The following is a 24893-nucleotide window of genomic DNA, read 5'->3' on the forward strand; positions in this document are numbered from 1 at the left end:
GCCTTATGTCAATCAATTCTGAATCGTTATCTCAGGAACCTTCTGCTACTCAGCAGCGCCGACAAGCAAATGTGTTTTTGTTGCGCCTGCAGTGGCTGATTATCTTGTTGCTTATCGCCGCCCTATTGTGGCTCTACATCAGCCAGCAGCGTTTCCAGCATAGTGTTAATGAGCGTTTGCAAAGCAACGAGCAAGTCGTCAGCCGTCTGAATGAGATGGATGACCGTCTATTTGCGATGAGTCAGCAGACGTTGCCAGAGCCTCGATCTGCCGCCAGTAGCCAAGCGCAAAATCAGTTAGATTTATTGCGTATTCAGATACAAGCCGCTGATAGATTATTGGCAGACAATAACGACAGTGCGGCGATTGATTTGTTGCGTGGTCTACATTGGCAGCTTTCGCAAAGCAGCAATGAGATTGCTCCAGCGCTAACGGTTGTGATCAAACAAAGCTTGATGAAAGACATCGAACGTTTGCAGGCAAGCAGCACTCAGCCCAGTCCTTGGCAGCTACAAAACCTCGCCATCCAAAATATTCAAGAGTTTTTGCACAGCTATGAGCGTGTGAGTAGCGAGGCGACACCGCACAATAGCACCGATAGTAATATGAGCCTCTCGCGCAAACAACTGACCATTCACGAAGTGATTATGACCTTGAATCTGGCCAGTCAAGCCAGCAATATGCGCGAACAAGAGCAGCTGGTTGGTTATCTGCGTCAAGCACGAAATCAACTAAAAACCTTGGTGCCGAAGTCTGCTATTCCTGAAGAGTCAGCGCCAAAGGCAGCCATGACTAATACTGAAAACGCCTCTGATGCAGCGTCCGCAAGCAAAAAACAAACCTCTACAGACAAGAACCTACAAACCAGATCATCTCCTACAAATATTGTAGAAGTCATAGATTGGTTAGATAAATTGATTGCCAATGCACCGAAACCAACGCCATTGTTGACCACTCAGATTTTGGATAAATCTCAGCGTTAGTGGTTCAGTGGATGTTGATTGATAGATTTATGAATATAAAAATAAGAGAAATGACGTTATGGACAGTTTGAATCAAGCAGCACATGTAGCCTCTAATATCGCAGATAATCATCCTGACGAATTGTCTCATTATCCCATTATTCATCACCAGCCCATTCACTGGGGCGAGATGGATGCGTTTAACCATTTAAATAATGTGATTTATTACCGTTACGCTGAATCAGCACGAATTGGCTATTTGCAGGCGCTAGGTATGTTTGATGGTAATATGGTGACGGTATTGGCACAATCAAGCTGCCAGTATTTACGCCCAGTGACTTATCCTGATACTTTGCTATTAGGAGTGCGCTGTCAGCGCTTGGGCAATACGAGTATCGTGATGGAATACAGCTATTATAGCACCGCGCAAGCAGCCATCGTCGCGACGGCTGAGGCAGTCGTGGTACGGCTCGATAGTGAGGGAAAGCGTAAGTTAGCTTGGACAGAGGAAGAGCGCGCTCGGCTATTGGCATTAGAAGCAAAAGTTGGTCATATACCGAAGCTTTAGTACTGAATATTAAATAAGTGAAAAAAGGGCACGCTAACGTTACGTTAGCGTGCCCTTTTGCTATTTGACTGGTATCTAATCAGCCAGCCAGCCAGCCAGCCAGCCAGCCAGCCAGTCAATCAATCAGTCAATCAGTCAATCAGTCAATCAGTCAATCAGTCAATCAATCAGTCAATCAATCAGTCAATCAAACATTAATCTTGCTTTGGCGCATGTACGAAATCGATGACGTTCAAGTCAAAGCCCGATAATGCGTAAAACTTCATGGGTGATGATAATAAACGCATATCACGAACGCCTAAATGACGCAAAATCTGTGCGCCAACACCAATGCTGCGGTACGGCTGCTGAGTAATGGTCGATTGCGATTCATTGTCTGCCGCTTTGTCTAACGCCTCTCCTAAATCTATTGGCTGATTGCTACCAATCCAAACTAATACGCCGCGATCTGAGTTGCTTATTTCCTCCAGCGCTGAGCGTACGCTCCAGCCACTACGACCCGTCATATCATTTTTGGCAGCAAACAAGTCGCGTAGTGGGTGAAAACCATGGACACGGACGGTGCTGACGCCTTCGCTCACATTACCTTTTACCAAAGCCAAATGCGTTTCATCAGCGCCAAATTCGCGGAAGCGATGTAGCGTAAAGGTGCCGTATTCCGTTTCAAAAGGACGCGACTCAATTTCTTCTACCGTTTGCTCGTTCGCGATGCGGTAGTTGATGAGGTCAGCAATTGTACCCATCTTGATGCCATGCTCTTCGGCAAATATCTCAAGGTCATCACGGCGCGCCATCGTACCATCAGCATTGATGATTTCGACAATCACTGCTGCGGGCTCAAGCCCTGCTAGGCGTGCTAAATCACAACCAGCTTCGGTATGCCCAGCGCGATGCAAGACGCCACCATTTTGAGCCATGATTGGGAAGATATGTCCAGGCTGGACGATATCTTCAGGTTTTGCTGAAGAAGAAACCGCGGCTTGAATCGTACGAGCGCGATCAGCAGCAGAGATACCTGTCGTAACGCCTTCAGCGGCTTCGATAGAAACCGTAAAGTTGGTACTAAATTTTGCCTCGTTACGATCAGACATCAGCGGCAACGCCAACTGTTGGCAGCGTGCTTGTGACAAGGTCAAGCAGACCAAACCACGTGCATGAGTAATCATAAAGTTAATATCTTCAGGGCGCACATGGGTCGCTGCCATGATGATATCACCTTCATTTTCACGATCTTCATCATCCATTAAGATGACCATCTTGCCAGCACGAATGTCTTCGATAATCTCAGGAATCGTATTTAAACTCATAGTAAGTCTCAATATTTTATTATTTATAGATAGGTGTGATGTGGAATATAAAGCATTATCTGTCTATTGTAACAGTAGATGCTACAGAGCGCTGTTGCGGTTAGGCAAAGTGCATTGGATCAAATTGATCCACTGTAGACGTTACTTAATCATTGCTCATATATCAATATGAGGACATTTTAACGCTTTTCAGCCCACTGTGCTGATTCATCTCGAAACTATATGGACCAGTCTGTCAAATATAGTGATAAGTATTATTAATGGTAAAGCCGATTCACGTATTCAATGACATAGTAAGCAAAGGGATAACCGCCCATGTGAGCCATCAGTCATTACTGGCTGCTTGGCTTTTTAGCCAATCCATAAACTGTTTACTGTGTTGCTCGCGCTGGTTGTCAGCAAATTCATAAAAGCTGCTACCAACTAAATTGTCTGGTAAATAAGACTGCGGATAATAGTGATTGGGATAATCGTGTGGATAGGCGTAACCTTGACCATAGCCTTGATTACGCATCAGTTTAGTCACGCCATTGCGCAGGTGTAGCGGCACAGGAGAGGCATCTTTTTCTGCCAACGCCATCGCAGCGTTGATGGCTTTATAAGTGCTGTTACTTTTGGCACTGGTCGCCAGATAAACCACTACTTGCCCCAAGATAATACGCGATTCTGGCATACCAATTGATTGCACACTACGTAATGCTGCATCGGCAAGCAATAAAGCATTAGGGTTGGCATTACCAATATCTTCACTGGCCAAGATGACCAAACGCCGCGCGATAAAATCAGCAGGCTCACCGCCAACTAACATCCGCGCCATCCAATAAAGCGCAGCATCAGGGTCTGAGCCACGTACGGACTTTATCATCGCCGAGATAATATCGTAATGCTGCTCGCCATCTTTGTCATAGCGAACTAGAGCTGTTTGGGCGACACGAGCGACCAATTCATCGTTAATGACGAGGGGTGATTGCTTAGTGTCCGCCGTTTGAATAGCCAGCTCTAATAAATTCAGCGCCTTTCTAGCATCGCCATGCGCCAGTTGGCTGATAGTGTCCTGTGCTTGTAAATCAACCGTCAAATTTTTCAGCACTGAATCTTCTGAAATTGCCCTTTGCAATACCGCACTGATTTGTTCAGGCGTCAGTGGCTCTAAACGATACACTTGGCAACGTGATAGCAGCGCATTATTGATGCTAAAGGACGGGTTTTCAGTTGTCGCACCAATCAAGGTAATATCACCAGATTCGACCGCGCCCAGTAAGGCATCCTGCTGAGCCTTGTTAAAGCGGTGTATCTCATCGATAAACACCACTGGCGATTCAAATGCCAATGAGTTCTTATTGTCTAACACTTCTCGCAGCTGTTTGACCCCAGTATTCAAGGCAGACAAGGCATGAAAAGGTCTGCCAACAGCATCAGCCAGCAGCATGGCAATAGTCGTTTTGCCGATGCCAGCTTCACCATGCAAAATAATCGATGGCAGATGCCCTTGTTCGACCAAACGCCGCAAGGGCGCACCTGCCGCTAGTAGATGTTCCTGACCAATGATTGCATCAAGTGTCGTTGGGCGCATACGCTGGGCAAGGGGTGTATCGGCATGAAAATTAGGCGGCATAGAAATCTCTATTATCAATTTAAACAGCTATCAATTAGTTCATAACGACAGTGATTAATGGGTTTTTATTGCTGCATCTAAATGACTACATCCTAGATTACATTCATCATTTGTATGGAAAAATATTATATCTGTCTGTTTGGCATGATTTTCGCACTAATGAATATTAGACATGAGTAGTAAAAGTAGGCTAATTTATAAAGATGCTATTTAGTATGTGTCTTGGTATGTGTCATACACGATAGGCTAACGCAGATTTACGTTAATAAAAGTCAATCAAGTGTACAGCTTATGTCCCAAATACTTTGATTTTTATGCTTTTATCCCTATTAACGGTTCAACAGCATTGATAGATCGCAGATATCACGCGCGATTTACGACCTATCATTTGTGATCATCCATTCATTAGGCATAAGGTATTACCGTCATGATGTCTCCGCCGATATTGCAGTGTTTGTTTGCTCGCTATTTATATCGCAGTGCCAAGCAGCAATCACGTTTGCTTACTACAGGTGAGATAGCGCTGGCGCGGTCAGTATTTGGCGACAGTATCAATCTCGATGAGGTTCAGCTCAAGACTGCTTGGTGGGTGTTGAAAAATTATGCCGTTAGTCCTAATGGCAATATTTATTTTAACCCAGCAGATTGGATAATAGATTTTAGCGATGCTTCATTGAGTAAAAAAAGCTGGCTGATACATGAATTGACCCATGTATGGCAACTACAGCAAGGCTTAAAAGTGGTGCGCGGTGCACTTATTGATCGCCGTTATGATTATGTGCTCAAGACAGGCAAATCCTTCTTTAACTACGGTATCGAACAGCAGGCGCGTATGGTTCAGGATTATTTTATTCGTCGTCAGCGTGGACAAGACTGTCAAGCATTAGAAACTTGTATTCCATTTTTAATCGTAAAGTCTGACGACAATATGAAGTGATATCCATTGGCAATGGATTGCCATGACGACTTTGGTTTTTACTATTTTGCCTTAACAAGGACACGTACCCTTATGTTTAAATTTTTGCTAAAAAAGCCTAATTATAAAATGAATAAAGGTGTGGTTGATGATTCTATCAATCAAAACAACACCCTTTTACAGCACTCGTCAACCTTGCTTGCGGCAACACTCAGCGGCGTATTGCTGTTAAGTGGTTGTCAGCAGCAAGCAGAGACTCAACCGGCGCCAGAAGACAGTCAGAGCGTTGAAAAAACGAGCACTAAAGACAGTCAACCTATGCGCCCAAGTGATTCTGCTGCTGCCCGTATAAAGCAGTTTCAGCCTATATATATCGCGCAAGCACAAAGGCTACAGCGTCGTTTACAAGCAGAGTATGAATCCCTACAAGCCGCTGATAGCTTAGATAGTGAGGATTCATTGCTGATAAATGATGATACTGCTAGCGATACTAATACTGATAACGTGATGGAGAATAACAGCGATACAGCTGATAGCAACACACCATCTGCTGAAATCACAGATGATGAAGTGGATATCCCCGCTGAGGCTGATATCAATACCAGTACGGAAGTTGGCGAGCGTGATTTGACGGTGTTAAAGCGCATTAGCCTTGAGCCGCGTAAGCCTGTCATGCTAACAGAAGATCAAATCATCGAAGGCTACCAGCAAGCGATGGAAGCGCTTTATCAGCCTGTGACGACGCCTCTTAGCGCAGAAGATGTTGATACGTTAATCAATATCGCGACATTGGCTCCACAGTTATTTGAGCATGCAGAAATTGCTGGCAGGCTCAGTGCCAAGAGCCCAGCATTAGCGCGTTTGATTATTCAGCATCAGGTTTGGGAGCAGATAGAAGCGCAGCAAGTGATTGATATGCAGCAGATGAAACTGAATCAACAAAAAGAGTTTGAGACGCTTATGACTAAGTTTAATGACACCATTAAAGGTTATGATGAGCAAATTGCCAAATATGAGCAAACACTAAAAGAATTCCAGTAGCCGCAATTCTGTCACTCAACCAGTTATTCATTCAGTAACGGATAGGGTTTCTATAAAATGTAATGTGGCTAACCGTATCAAATGAGACAGTAAGAACCATAAAAAATCCCGCACGATGGCGGGATTTTTTATGGTTCTAAAAACTAAAATATAAGTGACTATTTACGGTCTTCAACTTTAACGAAGTCGCGATGCGTTTCACCCGTGTATAATTGACGTGGACGACCGATTTTGAACGGTGTGCTGTGCATCTCTAACCAATGGCTGATCCAACCAGAGGTACGAGCCAATGAGAAGATTACGGTAAACATTGACGTTGGGATACCGATGGCTTTAAGGATAATGCCCGAGTAAAAATCAACGTTTGGATACAAGTTACGCTCAACGAAGAACGGGTCTTCTAAAGCGATTTTCTCAAGTGCCATGGCAAGCTCAAGCTTAGGATCATTGATGCCCAATGCGCCCAATACTTCGTCACAAGTTTCTTTCATCACTTGTGCGCGTGGATCAAAGTTTTTATAAACGCGATGACCAAAGCCCATCAGTTTCACTTCACGGCTCTTCACTTTTTCCATGAACTCAGGCACATTTTCAACTGAACCGATCTCATCTAACATCTCAAGCACGGCTTCGTTCGCGCCGCCATGTGATGGTCCCCAAAGGGCAGCGATACCAGCAGCGATACACGCATAAGGGTTGGCGCCAGTAGAACCAGCTAGACGTACCGTAGACGTTGACGCGTTTTGCTCGTGGTCAGCATGCAAAGTAAAGATTTTGTCCATGGCGCGAGTGATGACGTCATTGGTTTTATAATCAACATCAGCAGGCGTGGCAAACATCATGTATAAGAAGTTTTCAGCATAGCTAAAGTCATTGCGTGGGTACATGAACGGTTCGCCTTGCGAGTATTTATAACTCATCGCAGCAAGCGTTGGCATTTTAGCGATTAGACGGATAGCCGTGATTTCACGATGCTCTTCGTTACTGACGTCTAATGCTTCATGATAAAACGCGGATAAAGCACCAACGACACCAACCATAATGGCCATTGGATGTGCGTCACGGCGGAAGCCTTCAAAGAACTTGCGCAACTGATCATGAACACCCGTATGCTTACGGATTTTTTCAAAGAAATCTGCTTTTTGCTCAGCGTTCGGCAAGTCGCCATGAATCAAGGCATAAGCCACTTCTAAATATTCAGCATTGTTTGCCAATTGATCGATAGGGTAGCCGCGGTGTAGTAGCTCACCTTTACCGCCATCAATATAAGTAATCTTTGATTCAACAGGGGCGGTTACTTTAAAACCAGGGTCATAAGACCAAAATCCTGATTCTTGTAGAGCAGCAATATCTAGAACTGGACGCCCTAAAGTACCTTCGATAATAGGAAACTCGTATTCTTTACCATTGACGGTTAGTTTGGCATTAGTGTCAGCCATAAATTGCTCTCCATTGGTTTTAGCTTGTTAGAATAAAATTACGACAGACGCACACCCTCGGTCTATCGTTAGTCAAATCATAAAAATGCATTTAACTCATTTAATACGCAGGGTATATTAGCAGTAATTACTTATGATTTGAAAAGACTTTTACCATCAATAGCACCAATTGGCACGGTTTAGTCGTGTTTATTCACTGTAATTTTTGTATCAAAATATGTCTGATTGGTTATTTTGCTTAGAAAGCTTGTTTTTATGACAGTAAGTACAGCTACATTATCCGCATAATTTTTAAAGAATTTTACGATAATAATGTAGCAGGTTTGATTAATATTCGGGTTAAAAACAGACAGAGTATGCGTATTAGACGAATTGAATTTGGCGTAAATTCCCTCAAAATTGAGCAATTTTGGCAAATACGTATGACCGCTGTCTATTTATTTGTTAACCCAGCGTTTGCCTTTTACTACTTAGGGGATAAATTTGTAATTATCGCCCAGTCATTTTATAATTGTAGGAACTTAACTGGCACTCGCTTTGTGCGAATTGATAAGTGGTCATGATGTAGTGTCGTTTTTCTATTCATACTCGGTTATGGCTGAGTAGCACCAGAGCAACGACGCACTAGCGTTTTGATAGACAATATCTGTAATCCAGGGTTTGAATGCTTTTGTTAACTGTTCTATTTTTAAGTCATTAGTAAAAGGGCTGTATCGATGACGGAGTAGCGTTGTTTTTATTGATATGACCAGTAAAACTAGACTAGTTAATCGATCTTACTCATGTTTATTTTCTTTGTTGTATAATAGACGGGTTGTTTTATAGACCTGTCGATTTGACGAGCGATATTAAACAGTTTATCAATACCTTGTACCCCACGATCCTTTCTTCATATTTAGCGCAAACTAAACGAAGTCAGCTAGCTCTTCCTTACTTTATTCGTCTCGTGTGTTGCTCAATGCTTAATCGACATCAGTGATATCAAGCGTTGATAGCAGATACAGGAGTATAACCGCAAAAAGGATGCCCGCTGTGAAAAGCAACCGACCTATTGATCTGCCTTTAAGCCAAGTGATTAGCGTTAATCGCTCACCGATTGCGATCGCCTCTATCTTGCATCGTATCTCTGGCATTATTTTATTTTTATTGATTCCTGTCATGCTGTGGTTACTACAGAACTCATTGGCTTCGGCTGAGAGCTTTGAAACCGTATTTGACAACGTACTTGTGCGCTTTTTAGCATGGATATTTGTTGCTGCGATTGCTTATCACTTTGTGATGGGCATCAAACACTTATTCGCTGATATGGGCATGAACGAAGAGCTAAAATCTGGCCGCACTGCGTCTATGGTTAGTTTTGTGATTGCAGCGATTCTAATTGTCGCGTCATTTGTATGGGTGATGTTCTAATGATAAAAAATGATTCAGGAATCAAAAGTGCGACTGGTCTGACAGGTTCAGGCTCACGCGATTGGATTATCCAGCGTATTAGCGCTGTCGTTTTAGCCGTTTATAGTGTGGTATTGCTGGGCTTCTTTTTGACGCACGGCGATGTTACTTATCTTGAATGGTCATCGTTCATGACCAGTTTACCTATGCGTCTATTTAGCTTGGTGGCGGTACTTGCCCTAGCTGGTCATGCTTGGGTTGGTATGTGGACGGTTTTCACTGACTATATTACCACGGGCAAATTGGGCTCAAGCGCAGCAGGTCTACGCTTAGTGCTACAGTCATTGATGATTATCGCTATTTTAGTGTTTCTATTTTGGGGCATTATGATTTTTTGGGGTACTGGTTTCGGTGTGGTTGCTGTTTAACGATAGCCAATCCCCTATAATCTGGATACGGTGGCAGGCTCGCCTAGTCTACTATTTGTAGTTCTGGTGACTCGCCTTCCTTGTATCCATATTATATTGAACAGACTATGTATTGATAATATTTATTTATCTGTAACTTGATTTATCTATAAACAATAACGGACGCGACTAGCAAATGTCAAAGTCATCCGTTAGTAGCCAAAAATAGTCATAGCCAATCATAGCGTTGGACATCATTGACTTAGTCAGTCACTTATATAATAGGTGCGCTATGGTTTAGTCAGTGAGCGAACCCAATATAACGATAGATATGCAAATTAGGTGGTTAAAAGTTGTGAGCGTCATCCACTTTGATCATTGCAAATAGTGGCAAGACAATAAAGTGTTTTGTCCAGCAATAGGATGATTTTGAGACAGCCTTTTTATTTACTTCTAAGCATTAATAGGCATTAGGAAAACCGTAATGGCAACTAGACAAGATAATACCATTAGTAATATTAAGACGCTAAACTACGATGCAGTCATCGTGGGCGGCGGCGGCTCAGGTATGCGTGCTTCACTACATTTGGCAGAAGCAGGCATGAAAGTTGCCGTTTTGACCAAAGTGTTCCCAACCCGTTCGCACACGGTTGCGGCTCAGGGCGGTATCGGCGCAAGTTTGGGCAACATGAGCAACGATAACTGGCATTTCCACTTTTATGACACCGTTAAAGGGTCAGATTGGTTAGGTGACCAAGACGCGATTGAATACATGTGCCGTGAAGCGCCTAAAGTAGTCTATGAGCTTGAGCACATGGGCATGCCGTTTGACCGTAACGAAGATGGCACGATTTATCAGCGCCCATTCGGTGGTCATACCTCAAACTATGGCGAAAAAGCCGTACAACGTGCGTGTGCTGCGGCTGACCGTACGGGTCACGCGCTATTACATACGTTATATCAGAAGAATTTGCAGCAAGGCACAGAGTTCTTTATCGAGTGGATTGCGCTTGATTTGATCAAAGACGAAGCGGGTAATATCAACGGTGTTATCGCGCTTGAGCAAGAAACAGGTACGGTTGCTGTATTCCAATCACCAATTACTGTCCTAGCGACAGGTGGTGCAGGTCGTATCTTTGCTGCTTCTACTAACGCTTATATCAATACTGGTGACGGTATTGGTATGGCTGTTCGTGCTGGTATTCCATTACAAGACATGGAGTTTTGGCAGTTCCACCCAACGGGCGTTCATGGTGCAGGCGTATTGTTAACTGAAGGTTGCCGCGGTGAAGGCGCTATCTTACGTAATAAAGATGGCGAAGCGTTCATGGAGCGCTATGCGCCAACCGTGAAAGACTTGGCACCACGTGATTTGGTTTCTCGTTCTATGGATCAAGAGATCAAAGAAGGTCGCGGCTGTGGTCCAAACGCTGACCATATCGTAATGGATATGACCCATTTGGGTGTAGAAACCATCATGAAGCGTTTGCCATCGGTATTTGAGATTGGTAAAAACTTCGCTAACGTTGATATCACCAAAGAGCCAATTCCCGTTATTCCAACCATTCACTATATGATGGGCGGTATTCCAACCACTATTCATGGTCAAGTCATTAAGCCTGATCTAGAAGCAGGTACGGATGAAGACGGTCTATATGCAAAAGGCAACGTGGTTAAAGGTCTTTATGCTATCGGTGAATGTGCTTGTGTCAGTGTTCATGGTGCCAACCGTTTAGGTACTAACTCTTTGCTTGATCTATTGGTATTTGGTCGTGCTGCTGGTAAGCATATCGTTGATGAATTTCATCATGCCGATCATAACTATAAGCCTCTAGATCCACGCGTGCTAGATTATACGGTCGGTCGTTTAGACAAGCTGCAACAGTCGACTGAAGGCTACAATGCCCAAGACGTGGCTGACGAGATTCGTGCAACCATGCAAGCGCATGCGAGTGTGTTCCGCACGCAAGCGATGATGGACGAAGGCGTTGAGAAGATTTTAGCGCTTGGTGACAAGATTGAAAAAATCCATTTGGCCGATAAATCACAAGTATTTAACACAGCGCGCATTGAAGCATTTGAAGTGGCAAACTTGTATGAAGTGGCCAAAGCGACGATGGTATCAGCGGCAATGCGTCACGAAAGCCGCGGTGCTCATAGTGTGTCTGACTATGACCGTCCAGAAGATGATGATTACGCACCAAATGGCCGTAATGACCACGAGTGGATGAAGCATACCTTATGGTATTCTGAAGGCAATCGCATCATTTATAAGCCAGTTCGTAAAGTACCACTAACGGTTGATTATATCGAACCGAAAGTTCGCGTCTACTAATTTTAGACTGCGCAATTTAGCGATACGAACAGCGTAAACGTTTTATTTTTTATTCATTTATTTATTAAAAGGTGACCGCCAGCTACATGCTCATACCAGCGTGACAATATGATTAGTTGATATTTGATAATTACTGTCAATATGGGCTAATCAATAGCGCTGATGTGCTGCAATCTTTGTATGCCCGCCATCACCTACGTGTGGAGTTTAGCATTATGAGCCGAGGTACTCGCACCATCGAAATCTATCGCTACGATCCTGATCTGGACGCAGCGCCGCGCATGCAAACGTATACGATTGAGTTGCTAGACTCAGATCGTATGTTGCTTGACGTGTTATTACGCCTAAAAAAGGAAGACGAAACACTGACCTTCCGTCGCTCTTGCCGTGAAGGTATTTGTGGCTCTGATGGCATGAATATCAATGGCAAAAATGGTCTAGCGTGTCTCATTAACATGAACACTCTGCCAGAAAAAGTCACGGTACGTCCATTACCTGGTTTACCAGTTGTTCGAGATTTGGTCGTCGATATGAACCAATTCTATGAGCAATACGAAAAAGTACATCCTTACTTAATCAATGACCAGCCAGCACCGCCGACAGAGCGTCTGCAATCACCTGAGCAACGCGAAAAGCTAAACGGTCTGTACGAATGTATTCTATGCGCGTGCTGTTCAACCAGCTGCCCATCGTTCTGGTGGAACCCTGATAAATTCTTAGGTCCATCAGCGCTATTGCATGCTTATCGCTTTGTGGCTGATAGCCGTGATAGTGATACGCAAGCACGTTTGGCGCGTCTAGATGATCCATTTAGCCTATTCCGTTGCCGCGGTATCATGAACTGTGTGTCAGTTTGTCCAAAAGGCTTAAACCCAACCAAAGCGATTGGTCATTTACGTAATATGCTCATTGACCAAGCGGGTTAATCGTTTATAATTGCCTAGTTTTTTTGCAGATATCGTACGAAGAACACCACCTAATCATTAGGTGGTGTTTTTTATGAGCAAGCTCTCTGAGATGGTTTGATTCTTTTTCAGTGCCAGACAGTTCTTAGAGAGACAATTATATGGCATGGTTAAAGGTAGTACTGGGCTAACATAACAATACGTTGGTTGTATGTAAGAAGACATGATATATGCGTCAGCAATCTATATAATTGGTGTTAGAAAAAAGTATTCACCAAGAGATATTAACCACGTTAAATGTTAGAATAGTGCATCATTGTAATGATAAGGCATTTTAATGACTAAATTTTAGTCGTTAGCAGTTATGTTTTACTGATAAATAGATGTCTAAGGCACGCAGTAAACTGAAATAATGTACCTAAAATGATAGTAGATATTCATTACCTAAATAGTTATTATTGAACAAACAAACTATGGCGCAAAATGCTGTCATGCTATTCTATACAGCAATGTATGTTTGCCTCAAAAGCAATGATAGCTCGGAAGTAACCATACGATTCAGCGAGAGTAGCCAAGTGAGAGGCTAGCTGAACGATTCATTGGATGTTTATCTTCAATGAATCGGTTATGACTAATTGCAGTATATATAAATTAATGTTTTGAAACGAGTCAGATAAGAAAACTGGACGTTCACAAATAATTGTATTTTTAATAATAGGTATTGCAATGACACTTATTATCACTATTTAGCATCATTGTCTGTCATAAGCAAAATGACAGACAAATGTACTACTCTTTTATAGTGATGACTGTGGTTTTATAAAACAGTACTGAATAGAAGACGATTGAGTTTTTATAGCATCAAGTATGTATATATCTAACATACGACAGATTACACAATAATAAGCACGATTCCATTCATTTATCTATCAAATAGACGATTATTATGAATAGTATAACTAAAGAAGCCGCAAGCCTAGGACATACAGAACTGGCTGCTGACAACGCCAGCTATATAGAAGCTCTTTATGAGCAATACCTAAACGACCCTGATAGCGTCGATACCGATTGGCAAACGTATTTTGAACAATATAAATCGCCAAACGATGCACAGCACAACGCTATTAAGGAACAGTTTTTGTTGCTTGCCCGCAACCAAACGGCTAACAAAGCTAGCACTCAAGCGCCTGATGCAAATACAGGCAATTTAACTGACTGTGCTAACCCTAAGCAAATGGGTGTACAGCAGCTAATTTCAGCTTACCGCCGCCGTGGTCATCGCCGCGCCAAGCTTGATCCGTTAAATTTACATCCACGTGCAGAAGTGGAAGATTTGACCCTTGCTTATCACAACCTTTCAGAAGCTGACCTTGATACGGTATTTCCTACCAACGATTTAAATATTGGTAAAGATGAAGCGCCATTGCGTGAAATCATCGAAATTATGGAGCGTGTTTACTGCCGTCACATTGGTGCTGAATACATGCACGTTACCACCAGTACTGAAAAACGCTGGATGGAAAAGTATCTAGAATCCAACTTAGGTTACATCAAGTTTGATAAAGAAAAACGCTTATCTATTCTTGAGCGCTTAACAGCAGCTGAAGGTCTAGAAAAATACTTAGCACGTAAATATACGGGCGTTAAGCGTTTCGGACTAGAGGGCGGCGAAAGCTTTATCCCTGCTATCAATGAAATCATCCAACGTGCAGGCGGTTATGGCACTAAAGAGATGGTTATCGGTATGGCTCACCGTGGACGCCTAAACCTACTGGTCAATATCTTAGGTAAAAACCCTGCGGACTTGTTTGACGAGTTTGATGGCAAAGTACAGCCAGAAAAAGGCTCAGGTGACGTTAAATACCATAATGGTTTTTCATCGAATGTGATGACGCCAGGCGGTGAAGCGCATTTGGCTTTAGCATTTAACCCGTCACATCTTGAGATTGTCGCGCCGGTATTGCAAGGTTCTGTACGCGCCCGTCAAGTTCGCCGCAACGATCAGCCACAACTGGATAACAAAGGTGGCAATTCAGTATTGCCAATCGTTATTCATGGTGATGCTGCGTTTGCTGGTCAAGGCGTGGTTCAAGAAACGTTCCAAATGTCACAAACCCGTGCTTATACCACTGGTGGTACAGTACATATTGTGATCAATAACCAAGTCGGTTTCACGACAAGTCGTCAAGAAGACGTGCGTTCAACTGAGTACTGTACTGATGTCGCAAAAATGGTACACGCACCTATTCTACATGTAAACGGTGATGATCCTGAGTCGGTCGTATTTGCCGCACAGTTAGCATTAGATTATCGTCATGAGTTTGATAAAGACATCATTATCGATCTGTTCTGCTATCGCCGCAACGGTCACAATGAAGCCGATGAGCCGTCAGCGACTCAGCCTCTTATGTATGCAGTTATTAAGAAGCTACCAACGACTCGTACGATTTATGCACAAAAACTCATCGAAGAGGGTGTGTTAAATGCTGAACAAGAAAAACAGTATGAAGATGACTATCGTGAATCTTTAGACCGTGGTGACTATGTTGCAAACTCATTGGTTCAAGAACCTAACGAGCAGCTATTTGTAGATTGGAAACCTTATTTAGGTCACGAATTGGTGGATGATTGGGATACCAGTGTCGACATCGAGGTTCTAAAAGGTTATGGACGTCGTATGGCGGAAATGCCAGAAGGCTACAAGTTACAACGCCAAGTACAAAAAGTGGTTGAGCAGCGCTTGGCCATGCAAACGGGTGAAGAGCCTCTTAATTGGGGTGCAGCTGAAACATTGGCATACGCATCACTAGTCGATAATGATAAAGTATTGGTACGTATTACTGGTGAAGATGTGGGTCGCGGTACTTTCTCACATCGTCATAGCGAAATCTACAATATCAATGATGGCAGCATGTATGTGCCATTGGCTCATATAAGTGAAAACCAAGCCCGTTTTGCCACTTATAACTCATTGTTATCAGAAGAAGCGGTACTAGCCTTTGAATATGGTTATGCAACGACAGTACCAAATGCCTTGATCGTTTGGGAAGCGCAGTTTGGTGACTTCGTCAATGGCGCACAGGTGGTGATTGACCAGTTTATCTCAAGTGGTGAAACCAAATGGCAGCGCGTTTGTGGTCTAACTATGTTGTTACCACACGGTTTTGAAGGTCAAGGTCCTGAGCATTCATCTGCACGTCTTGAGCGTTTCTTACAGCTATGTGCTGAAGACAACATGCAAGTGATTACGCCAACGACACCTGCACAGATCTATCATGCGCTACGTCGTCAAGCGGTTCGCCCAATTCGCAAGCCATTGATTGTCATGTCACCGAAGAGCTTACTACGTCATAAGCTAGCAACCTCTAATCTTGAAGAGCTGGCGAATGGTAAGTTTGAAACCGTATTACCAGAGATGGACAATCAAAACGTAGACAAAGTCACTCGTATGGTGCTTTGTGGTGGTAAGGTTTATTACGATTTGCTTGAGCAGCGCCGTGCCTTAGGTCTAGATCATGTTGCTATTGTTCGTATCGAACAGCTCTACCCATTACCAGAGCAGCGTTTGATGGCTGAGATTGAAAAATACAGCAACTTGGCTGAGATCGTTTGGACGCAAGAAGAGCCGCTTAACCAAGGTGCTTGGTATTATTTAGCACCGCATATGTTCCGTATCGTCGTACCACACCCAACCAAGGCGAAAGTCATGGAGCCAGTGGCACGTCCTGCGAGTGCAGCACCTGCAACAGGTTCACCAAAACTGCATGCTCAGCAGCAGCAAGCGTTAATCGCTGGTGGTCTTGGTATCAGTGTCGATGAGTTGGCTAAATAACAGATTATTGAAGATAAATGAATCAGGCGATAACAGTCAGTATGTTGTAATAAAATCTAGATAATCTTATTTAAGATGGCTATCCAAGATGGCACTGACTGCCTATCACGACTTAATAACAAATATGAATATCCCAATCTAAGGAGTATATCGATGGCTGATATCAAAGCCCCCGTTTTTCCAGAATCAGTTGCCGACGGTACTATCGTTGAGTGGCATGTCACTGAAGGTCAGCAAGTGAATCGTGATGACCTATTGGCTGAAATCGAAACTGATAAAGTCGTATTAGAAGTTGTGGCGCCTGATAACGGCGTTGTGACCAAAATTGTTAAGCAGGTTGATGATACCGTGTTGTCTGACGAGGTCATCGGTCAGTTTGAAGCTGGTGCCAGCGCCAGTGCAGATAGTGCTCCTGCGGTAGATCCAGATCAGCCAGCAGCGCCAGTACAAGCCAAGCAAGCAGCAGATGGTGGCGAGCCTGTACAAGCAACAGATAAAAAAGACGAAGCGGATCATAAAGATCAAAGCCCAGCAGTTCGTAAAGCAGCTAAAGAGTCTGGCGTAGATCCTAAAGAAGTGGAAGGTAGTGGTCGCGGTGGTCGTGTCACCAAAACAGATATGGCTAACCCAACATTGAAAGCAGATAGCAGCATTAAGTCTGACAGCGGCCGTCCAGTGGCTGAATCAATGGGTGAGCGTACTGAGAAACGCGTGCCAATGACACGTCTTCGTAAGACAGTCGCAAATCGTTTGCTAGCAGCTTCACAAGAAACAGCGATGTTAACGACGTTCAACGAAGTTAATATGAAGCCGTTGATGGACATGCGTGCTAAGTATAAAGACCAGTTTGAGAAGCGTCATGGCGTACGTCTGGGCTTCATGTCATTGTTCGTTAAAGCAGCTACAGAAGCACTTAAACGCTTCCCAGCAGTAAACGCTTCACTAGACGGTGATGACATTGTCTATCATGGTTTCTATGATATCGGTGTTGCCGTATCCTCTGATCGCGGTCTGGTCGTTCCAGTATTACGTGATACCGATCGCATGAGCATGGCGGATGTTGAAAGCCGTATCCGTGAGCTTGGTGGCTTAGCTCAAAAGGGAAAACTTGGTCTAGATGACATGACTGGTGGTACTTTCACGATTTCAAATGGTGGTGTATTTGGCTCATTGATGTCAACGCCTATTTTGAACCCACCACAAACGGCTATTCTAGGTATGCATGCTATCAATGACCGTCCTATGGCTGTTGATGGTAAAGTTGAAATTCTACCGATGATGTACCTTGCATTGTCTTATGATCATCGTATGATTGATGGTAAAGAAGCGGTACAGTTCTTAGTAACCATCAAAGAATTGGTTGAAGATCCAGCCATGTTGCTACTAGACTTGTAAGCTTTTAAGCTTGTATTGGCAACCGCCGATACAAGCTTTTTAACTTTAGTCTAAACAGTGGTGCTAGTTGTTTATTAATAAATAAGAATGTTTCGCTGACATGGTGTATTTACCATAAAGTAGAAGCATGCTGAGTAAAAACATCGCTTATATATTAACGAGACAATCCTCAGTTTAAACGATATTTACAATTAGAACGATAATTAGAAATAGGAACGTACTATGAAAGACAATTATGATTTAGTCGTCATCGGCGGCGGTCCTGGTGGTTATGAAGCCGCTATCCGTGCAGGTCAGTTAGGTATGAGCGTTGCTTGTATCGAAAAGCGTGTTTATAAAGGTGAGCCAGCACTTGGCGGCACTTGCTTAAACGTTGGTTGCATCCCATCAAAAGCATTACTTGATAGCTCGCATCGTTATGAAGCGACTAAGCATGATCTTGCTGAACATGGTATCAGCACTGGTGACGTTGCCATCGATGTTGAGCAAATGATTGCGCGCAAAGAAGGTATCGTTAAGCAATTGACGGGCGGCGTTGCTGCACTATTAAAAGGCAATGGCGTTGACTGGCTACAAGGCTGGGGTACGTTGGTTGACGGCAAAGGCGCTGATAAGCAAGTTAAATTTACCGCCCTTGCTGATGAAGCAGAAACGACTATCACTGCTAAGAACGTGATTCTTGCGGCAGGGTCTGTGCCGATCGATATCCCAGTGGCTAAAACTGATGGCGATCGTATTGTTGACTCTACTGGTGCCCTTGATTTCACCGAAGTTCCTAAGCGTCTAGGCGTGATTGGTGCCGGTGTTATCGGTCTTGAGCTTGGTTCAGTATGGCGTCGCCTAGGTGCTGAAGTGGTTGTTTATGAAGCATTGCCAAGTTTCTTAGCAGCCGCCGATAAAGACATCGCTAAAGAAGCGGGCAAAATATTGAAGAAGCAAGGTCTTGATATCCGTGTTGATACCAAAGTAACCAATGCTGAAGTACAAGGTGACCAAGTTGTTGTCACTAGCGAAAGCAAAGGCGAGTCATCTGAAGAAAGCTTTGACAAACTCATCGTTTGTGTTGGTCGCCGTGCTTACTCTGAAAAACTATTGGGCGAAGACAGTGGTATTACATTGACTGAACGTGGTCTTATCGACGTCAACGATCAGTGCAAAACCAATCTTGATGGCGTATATGCTATCGGTGATTTGGTTCGTGGTCCAATGCTTGCGCATAAAGCGATGGAAGAAGGCATGATGGCCGTTGAGCGCATTCATGGCGAAAAAGCCCAAGTTAATTATGACACGATCATTAACGTCATCTATACCCATCCAGAAATCGCATGGGTTGGTTTGACTGAGCAAGAAGCTGAAGCCGCTGGTTTTGAGGTCAAAACAGGTTCATTCAACCTAGCAGCGAACGGTCGTGCATTGGCTCAAAGCGAAGCAGAAGGCTCTATCAAAGTCGTGGCTGATGCTAAAACAGATCGCCTATTAGGTATGCATGCTATCTCTGCTGGTGCTGGTGATATCGTCCATCAAGGTATGATTGCGATGGAATTTGTCTCTAGTATCGAAGATTTGCAATTGATGACTTTTGCTCATCCAACCATTTCAGAAGCCGTGCATGAAGCTGCTCTGTCTGCTGATGGCCGTGCTATTCACGCCATTCAGCGTAAAAAGCGTAAAAAATAAGTAGTTAGTTTGATAAGTACCGACTTATAACCTGATCGTGGTGGGGTTGTTATGGCTTTCACCACGATCATAAGTGCGCCATATATATGTCCAACATGTATATATGCGAACTTGTTTTCACTTTTTATTAATTGTAAAAAATAAAGGATACAATCAATGAATTTACATGAGTATCAAGCAAAAGAGCTATTAAAAAGCTACGGTTTGCCGATTCAAGAAGGCATCATTGCCTATAACGGCGACGAAGCTGCTGCTGCTTTTGATAAAACGCCAACTGACATTGCGGTTATCAAAGCGCAAGTACATGCTGGTGGTCGCGGTAAAGCGGGTGGTGTAAAGCTGGTTAAGACTCGTGAAGAAGCCAAGCAAGTTGCTGAAGAGCTCATCGGTACCAATTTGGTTACTTTCCAAACTGACGCTGATGGCCAACCAGTTAACTTTGTATTGGTTGCAGAAGATATGTATCCAGTACAAACTGAGCTATATCTTGGTGCAGTTGTTGACCGTTCTACGCGTCGCGTAACGTTCATGGCATCAACTGAAGGCGGTGTTGATATTGAAGAAGTTGCACACAACACACCAGAAAAAATCTTTAAAGTACATGTTGATCCTTTAGTTGGTCTAATGCCTTTCCAAGCGCGTGATGTTGCGTTCAAATTAGGCTTAGAAGGCAAGCAAATCAACCAGTTCGTTAAATTAATGACGGGCGCTTATCAAGCATTTGTTGAAAACGACTTTGCCCTAATGGAAATCAACCCATTAGCCGTTCGTGAAAATGGCGAAATCGTTTGTGTTGACGGCAAAATCGGTATCGATTCAAACGCACTATACCGTCTACCTAAAATTGCAGCACTACAAGATAAGACACAAGAAAATGAGCGTGAGCTTAAAGCAGCTGAGTTTGACCTAAACTATGTTGCTCTAGAAGGCAATATTGGTTGTATGGTTAACGGTGCTGGTCTTGCTATGGCGACCATGGATATCATCAAATTGTACGGCGGCAAGCCTGCTAACTTCTTGGACGTTGGCGGCGGCGCAACTAAAGATCGCGTTGTTGAAGCATTCAAGATCATTCTTGAAGACAGCAGTGTTGAAGGCGTTCTAATCAACATCTTCGGCGGTATCGTACGTTGTGACATGATTGCAGAAGCGATTATCGCTGCTATCAAAGAAGTTGACGTAAAAGTACCTGTTGTTGTACGTCTAGAGGGTAACAACGCTGAAAAAGGCGCGCAAATCCTAGAAGAGTCTGGTCTGAAATTGATCTCAGCCCAAGGCCTAGCAGATGCGGCTCAAAAAATTGTCGATGCTGTTAAAGCTTAATATGTTTGGGACATAGTCCTTTAAATATATGCGCTTAAGCATAGTAGTCAACGCGTAATAGCCGCTTTTTGGTATAAATTTATCATTAATATTTAATGGATAACACACCATCAGGTGGCTATTGCAAGACAACCGAATACAAGGAATAAATAATGAGTGTATTAATCGATAAAGATACCAAAGTATTGGTACAAGGTTTTACTGGTAAAAATGGTACGTTCCACTCTGAGCAAGCGATCGAATACGGTACTAAAGTTGTCGGCGGCGTAACCCCAGGTAAAGGCGGTCAAACGCATTTAGGCCTACCAGTATTCAACACGATGGCAGAAGCTATGGAAGCCACCCAAGCTGACGCTTCTGTTATCTATGTACCAGCACCATTTGTACTAGATTCTATCGTTGAAGCGGTAGATGCTGGTGTTAAATTGATTATCGTTATTACTGAAGGCGTGCCTACTTTAGACATGCTAAAAGCAAAACGTTATATCGAAGAAGCTGAAGGCGTACGCATGGTTGGTCCTAACTGCCCAGGTGTTATCACGCCAGGTCAGTGCAAAATTGGTATCATGCCAGGTCATATCCATTTGCCAGGTAAAGTGGGTATCATCTCACGCTCTGGTACATTGACTTATGAAGCCGTTGCTCAAACCACTAAACTCGGTTTTGGTCAGTCAACTTGTATCGGTATCGGTGGCGATCCTATCCCTGGTATGAACCAAATTGACGCACTGAAACTGTTCCAAGAAGATCCACAAACTGAAGCGATTATCCTAATCGGTGAGATCGGCGGTACTGCTGAAGAAGAAGCTGCTGCTTATATCAAAGACCATGTAACTAAGCCAGTTGTTGGTTATATCGCTGGTGTTACTGCTCCAGAAGGCAAGCGTATGGGTCATGCTGGCGCGATCATCTCTGGTGGTCAAGGTACTGCTGAAGAAAAATTCAAAGCGTTTGAAGATGCTGGCATCGCGTATACGCGTGACCCATCTAAGCTTGGCGAGAAGCTAAAAGAAGTTACCGGTTGGTAAGATAGGCATAAGTCTACAGTTTAACTACCAAAACTGCATTGCAAATAAAAAAAGACACCCCTACAATGGGGTGTCTTTTTTATCCCGAAAATAAATTTATGAAAAATAAGATATTAGTCACAGGTGGTGCTGGTTATATTGGCACACACACCTGTATCGGACTGCATGAAGCTGGGTATGAGATTGTAGTTTACGACAACTTATCTAATAGTAGTCGTGAAGCAATCAATCGTGTCTCAAATCTCATTGGTCAACCTATTGAGTTTATCGAAGGCGATATTCGCGATGCTGAGTCACTTAGACAAGTGTTTTTATCTCATCAGTTCTTCGGTGTCATTCATTTTGCAGGATTAAAGGCCGTTGGTGAATCTGTCGCCAAGCCACTGCTATATTACAATAACAACGTCAGTGGTACCATTACCTTACTAGAAGTTATGGCAGAGTATGATGTCAAAAACCTTGTTTTTTCTTCCTCTGCGACTGTTTATGGCGACCCTGAAATCCTACCTATCGATGAGAAATCGCCACGTTCTTGCACCAATCCCTATGGTCAAAGCAAACTGGTCGTTGAGTATATTCTAGAAGATTTGGCAGTATCGGATAGCAGTTGGAATTTAATTACACTTAGATATTTTAACCCTATAGGCGCACACCCATCTGGGCAGATTGGTGAAGACCCTAATGATATCCCTAATAATCTGATGCCTTATATCTCGCAAGTTGCAGTCGGTAAACTTGAACAATTAAGTATTTTTGGTAGTGACTATCCTACCGTCGATGGCACTGGCGTACGTGATTTTATTCATGTCACTGATTTAGCACAAGGTCATGTGGCCGCGTTAAGTTATCTAGAACAGCAAGTTGCTCCAGTAGGATTTTTACCGATTAACCTTGGCTCTGGCAAGGGCAGCTCAGTTTTAGAGTTGGTCACTGCTTTTGAGAATGTCACTGGGCAAAAAATTCCTTACCAGTTTACGGACCGCCGTGCAGGTGACATTGCTAGTTGCTATGCCAGTGCGGATAAAGCGAAAGAATTATTAGGCTGGGAAGCCAAGCTGTCTATTACTGAGATGTGTCAAGATACATGGCGTTGGCAGAGCAAGAATCCTAATGGTTATGCGTAGCTCTATATATTATTTCTAATTTCTTAATTTAATGGTTTATCAAGAGGGTCTTATGAGTATTCTTATCCAAACTGGACATCGTTCGTCTTGCTCAGATGTCATTATGCAAAAACTGTATGAGCGCGGATTGGGTCAACCATCTAATAGTTTTACTCATCATATGACCGCACAGCAAGTGGCAGATAAGCTGTATCAGATAGTATCACGTACAGGGATATCAGTCGCTAATAATAAGTTGGCTGATAATGTGATGGTTGATCTGCTATTGTCCAATTTAGATACTCAAAACTGGGGCTGGTCGGCTGAAAATAACCTGTTTGCTATGGATCTTTGGCAGAAGCTAGAGTCAGAAGCTAGGTTTATTTTGGTATTTGATCATCCAAGTTATCTTTTAGACCAATTAATAGACACGGATCTGACTGTAGATACCATCGATCAAGTTATGTCTGAGTGGGTAGATTACCATCAAAAAATGCTTGAAGTACTTGAGGCTCATGAGGAAATAGCCATACTGATCGAAGGCAGCTGTGCAGTTCATAACATTAGCAAGCTAGGAAAGCAAGTCGAGTCTATTTCTAGTGATTTACATTTGAAAAAGCATTGGCAAGTCTTTCAAGATACTACAGATTTAACCTCAAATAATGATACTGACGCTGTTAACCAAAGTAGTGCAGCTATAGATTATATTAATAATGAAATTCTAAAAAAATACCCAGAAATGATCAAGCTGTTTAATACGCTACTTAATAAAGCAGCTATAAAAAGTAGTGAGCCAATCTATAGAACTAAACAGGCTGATTTAACAGAGTTGGTTACTGTCTTAAATACTCTACACGATAAGCAAGAAAAACCCCAGCACTTAGTAGAAAAAGAACTACTTGTAGAGAAATTACATCATATTCAAGTACAGTTAGAAAATCATTTGTCAGTAAATGAAGTATACAAACAGCAGAAAATAAAAGAATGTGGTCTACTTGAAAAAAAATTAGAAGAAGCGGTTTTAGCTCAGCAAGAAGCAGAGAAGCGTGCTACTACCCATCAAAAATCAATTGACAACTACAAATCTAAAGTAGAGCAGCTATCGAAAGATAATCAGAATGCAGCAAATGTTATAGATGGGAAGAGCTTAGCTGAGAGTCTAAAACAAGAAAACGAGATGTTGCTTAAGCAGCTACATCATACTCAAGAAGAGCTAGAGAAGTACTACTTAAAAAGTCAGTCATTATCGCCTTCTAAAGAGGTTACGCAGTCACAAGCAACTATTCAGAAACCCTCTAAGGCACCAGTATATTATGGAGCAGCCGATAGAGTGAAAAATGATCTGCCGTATAGGCTTGGATCAAAGATTGTTAAAGTGAAAAACCCTAAAGATTTAGCGGTGCTTCCTCTAACTTTAGCCAAAGAATACTCTGACTTTCAAAAGAATGGAGGTTTTAAGTATCCAACCCCTGAAATAGAAGATTCTAAAGATATTCAAGAAATGGAAAAAGTGAAAAAACATCTTTCATATCAAATTGGGCAAGCCTTGGTAGAGAGTTTTGAATCCCCTAGAAAAATGTTATTTGCTCCATTAAGTATAGGTAAAAAAATAATCATTTTTAATAAATAACTAAATAATTTTTTAGTAGGA

The 24893-nt window shown here is 42.9% G+C and carries 18 protein-coding genes; 15 read left to right on the top strand and 3 right to left on the bottom strand.

Going from position 1 to position 24893, the window contains the following annotated elements; genetic code table 11:
- Nucleotides 1-5: 5 nt before the first annotated feature.
- Complete coding sequence (locus INT03_RS07395) at nt 6-983, top strand: hypothetical protein (protein WP_193008433.1); 978 nt, start codon at nt 6-8, stop codon at nt 981-983.
- A 58-nt stretch (nt 984-1041) separates the two neighbouring features.
- A complete protein-coding gene (locus INT03_RS07400; protein ID WP_193008434.1) occupies nt 1042-1530 on the top strand; it encodes an acyl-CoA thioesterase in 489 nt (162 codons plus the stop codon).
- A gap of 194 nt (nt 1531-1724) precedes the next feature.
- On the opposite strand, the gene ribBA is transcribed toward INT03_RS07400, so the two are convergent.
- On the bottom strand, nt 1725-2837 hold the full coding sequence (gene ribBA / locus INT03_RS07405; protein WP_193008435.1) for a bifunctional 3,4-dihydroxy-2-butanone-4-phosphate synthase/GTP cyclohydrolase II: 1113 nt from the start codon (nt 2835-2837) through the stop codon (nt 1725-1727).
- A 325-nt stretch (nt 2838-3162) separates the two neighbouring features.
- On the bottom strand, nt 3163-4452 hold the full coding sequence (locus tag INT03_RS07410) for a replication-associated recombination protein A (RefSeq protein WP_193008436.1): 1290 nt from the start codon (nt 4450-4452) through the stop codon (nt 3163-3165).
- Between the two features lie 430 nt (nt 4453-4882).
- On the opposite strand from INT03_RS07410, the gene INT03_RS07415 reads away from it, so the two are divergent.
- A complete protein-coding gene (locus tag INT03_RS07415; protein WP_193008495.1) occupies nt 4883-5389 on the top strand; it encodes a type IV secretion protein Rhs in 507 nt (168 codons plus the stop codon).
- Nucleotides 5390-5461: 72 nt separating this feature from the next.
- Nucleotides 5462-6409, top strand: a complete 948-nt coding sequence (locus INT03_RS07420; protein ID WP_193008437.1) for a hypothetical protein — start codon at nt 5462-5464, stop codon at nt 6407-6409.
- A gap of 158 nt (nt 6410-6567) precedes the next feature.
- Here INT03_RS07420 and gltA read toward each other — a convergent pair whose 3' ends face one another.
- Nucleotides 6568-7848, bottom strand: a complete 1281-nt coding sequence (gene gltA, locus INT03_RS07425) for a citrate synthase (protein WP_045455400.1) — start codon at nt 7846-7848, stop codon at nt 6568-6570.
- Between the two features lie 1023 nt (nt 7849-8871).
- On the opposite strand from gltA, the gene sdhC reads away from it, so the two are divergent.
- From sdhC to INT03_RS07480, 11 genes are all read left to right on the top strand, one after another.
- Nucleotides 8872-9258, top strand: a complete 387-nt coding sequence (gene sdhC / locus INT03_RS07430) for a succinate dehydrogenase, cytochrome b556 subunit (RefSeq protein WP_083475612.1) — start codon at nt 8872-8874, stop codon at nt 9256-9258.
- 20 nt (nt 9259-9278) lie between these two features.
- Nucleotides 9279-9665, top strand: coding sequence for a succinate dehydrogenase, hydrophobic membrane anchor protein (gene sdhD / locus INT03_RS07435; protein WP_227500963.1), 387 nt, complete (start codon nt 9279-9281; stop codon nt 9663-9665).
- A 463-nt stretch (nt 9666-10128) separates the two neighbouring features.
- Nucleotides 10129-11979, top strand: coding sequence for a succinate dehydrogenase flavoprotein subunit (gene sdhA / locus INT03_RS07440; RefSeq protein WP_055123666.1), 1851 nt, complete (start codon nt 10129-10131; stop codon nt 11977-11979).
- 215 nt (nt 11980-12194) lie between these two features.
- The gene (locus tag INT03_RS07445; RefSeq protein ID WP_193008438.1) at nt 12195-12905 is read left to right on the top strand and encodes a succinate dehydrogenase iron-sulfur subunit; all 711 of its coding nucleotides are present in this window, start codon (nt 12195-12197) and stop codon (nt 12903-12905) included.
- Between the two features lie 925 nt (nt 12906-13830).
- The gene (locus INT03_RS07450) at nt 13831-16716 is read left to right on the top strand and encodes a 2-oxoglutarate dehydrogenase E1 component (protein ID WP_193008439.1); all 2886 of its coding nucleotides are present in this window, start codon (nt 13831-13833) and stop codon (nt 16714-16716) included.
- A gap of 153 nt (nt 16717-16869) precedes the next feature.
- Nucleotides 16870-18111 carry a 2-oxoglutarate dehydrogenase complex dihydrolipoyllysine-residue succinyltransferase gene (gene odhB / locus INT03_RS07455; RefSeq protein ID WP_193008440.1) on the top strand — a complete coding sequence of 414 codons (1242 nt, stop codon included), beginning with the start codon at nt 16870-16872 and terminating at the stop codon, nt 18109-18111.
- Between the two features lie 222 nt (nt 18112-18333).
- On the top strand, nt 18334-19788 hold the full coding sequence (gene lpdA / locus INT03_RS07460) for a dihydrolipoyl dehydrogenase (RefSeq protein WP_193008441.1): 1455 nt from the start codon (nt 18334-18336) through the stop codon (nt 19786-19788).
- 156 nt (nt 19789-19944) lie between these two features.
- Nucleotides 19945-21111, top strand: coding sequence for an ADP-forming succinate--CoA ligase subunit beta (gene sucC, locus INT03_RS07465; RefSeq protein WP_193008442.1), 1167 nt, complete (start codon nt 19945-19947; stop codon nt 21109-21111).
- A gap of 152 nt (nt 21112-21263) precedes the next feature.
- Entirely contained in the window at nt 21264-22139 is an 876-nt protein-coding gene (gene sucD, locus INT03_RS07470) for a succinate--CoA ligase subunit alpha (RefSeq protein ID WP_045455414.1), read from the top strand.
- A 98-nt stretch (nt 22140-22237) separates the two neighbouring features.
- Complete coding sequence (gene galE, locus INT03_RS07475) at nt 22238-23263, top strand: UDP-glucose 4-epimerase GalE (protein WP_193008443.1); 1026 nt, start codon at nt 22238-22240, stop codon at nt 23261-23263.
- A gap of 52 nt (nt 23264-23315) precedes the next feature.
- Nucleotides 23316-24872, top strand: coding sequence for a hypothetical protein (locus tag INT03_RS07480; RefSeq protein ID WP_193008444.1), 1557 nt, complete (start codon nt 23316-23318; stop codon nt 24870-24872).
- The last annotated feature ends 21 nt before the right edge of the window (nt 24873-24893 follow it).

Origin of the sequence: Psychrobacter sp. PG1 (genome assembly GCF_014897815.1) — a bacterium.
Taxonomy (GTDB): domain Bacteria; phylum Pseudomonadota; class Gammaproteobacteria; order Pseudomonadales; family Moraxellaceae; genus Psychrobacter.

Coding starts and splice junctions, on each gene's coding strand:
- INT03_RS07480 (WP_193008444.1), top strand. CDS start 23,316: ATGAGTATTCTTATCCAAACTGGACATCGTTCGTCTTGCTCAGATGTC.
- INT03_RS07400 (WP_193008434.1), top strand. CDS start 1,042: ATGGACAGTTTGAATCAAGCAGCACATGTAGCCTCTAATATCGCAGAT.
- INT03_RS07395 (WP_193008433.1), top strand. CDS start 6: ATGTCAATCAATTCTGAATCGTTATCTCAGGAACCTTCTGCTACTCAG.
- INT03_RS07415 (WP_193008495.1), top strand. CDS start 4,883: ATGTCTCCGCCGATATTGCAGTGTTTGTTTGCTCGCTATTTATATCGC.
- sdhA (WP_055123666.1), top strand. CDS start 10,129: ATGGCAACTAGACAAGATAATACCATTAGTAATATTAAGACGCTAAAC.
- lpdA (WP_193008441.1), top strand. CDS start 18,334: ATGAAAGACAATTATGATTTAGTCGTCATCGGCGGCGGTCCTGGTGGT.
- ribBA (WP_193008435.1), bottom strand. CDS start 2,837: ATGAGTTTAAATACGATTCCTGAGATTATCGAAGACATTCGTGCTGGC.
- INT03_RS07420 (WP_193008437.1), top strand. CDS start 5,462: ATGTTTAAATTTTTGCTAAAAAAGCCTAATTATAAAATGAATAAAGGT.
- galE (WP_193008443.1), top strand. CDS start 22,238: ATGAAAAATAAGATATTAGTCACAGGTGGTGCTGGTTATATTGGCACA.
- INT03_RS07410 (WP_193008436.1), bottom strand. CDS start 4,452: ATGCCGCCTAATTTTCATGCCGATACACCCCTTGCCCAGCGTATGCGC.
- gltA (WP_045455400.1), bottom strand. CDS start 7,848: ATGGCTGACACTAATGCCAAACTAACCGTCAATGGTAAAGAATACGAG.
- INT03_RS07445 (WP_193008438.1), top strand. CDS start 12,195: ATGAGCCGAGGTACTCGCACCATCGAAATCTATCGCTACGATCCTGAT.
- sucD (WP_045455414.1), top strand. CDS start 21,264: ATGAGTGTATTAATCGATAAAGATACCAAAGTATTGGTACAAGGTTTT.
- sucC (WP_193008442.1), top strand. CDS start 19,945: ATGAATTTACATGAGTATCAAGCAAAAGAGCTATTAAAAAGCTACGGT.
- sdhC (WP_083475612.1), top strand. CDS start 8,872: ATGCCCGCTGTGAAAAGCAACCGACCTATTGATCTGCCTTTAAGCCAA.
- odhB (WP_193008440.1), top strand. CDS start 16,870: ATGGCTGATATCAAAGCCCCCGTTTTTCCAGAATCAGTTGCCGACGGT.
- INT03_RS07450 (WP_193008439.1), top strand. CDS start 13,831: ATGAATAGTATAACTAAAGAAGCCGCAAGCCTAGGACATACAGAACTG.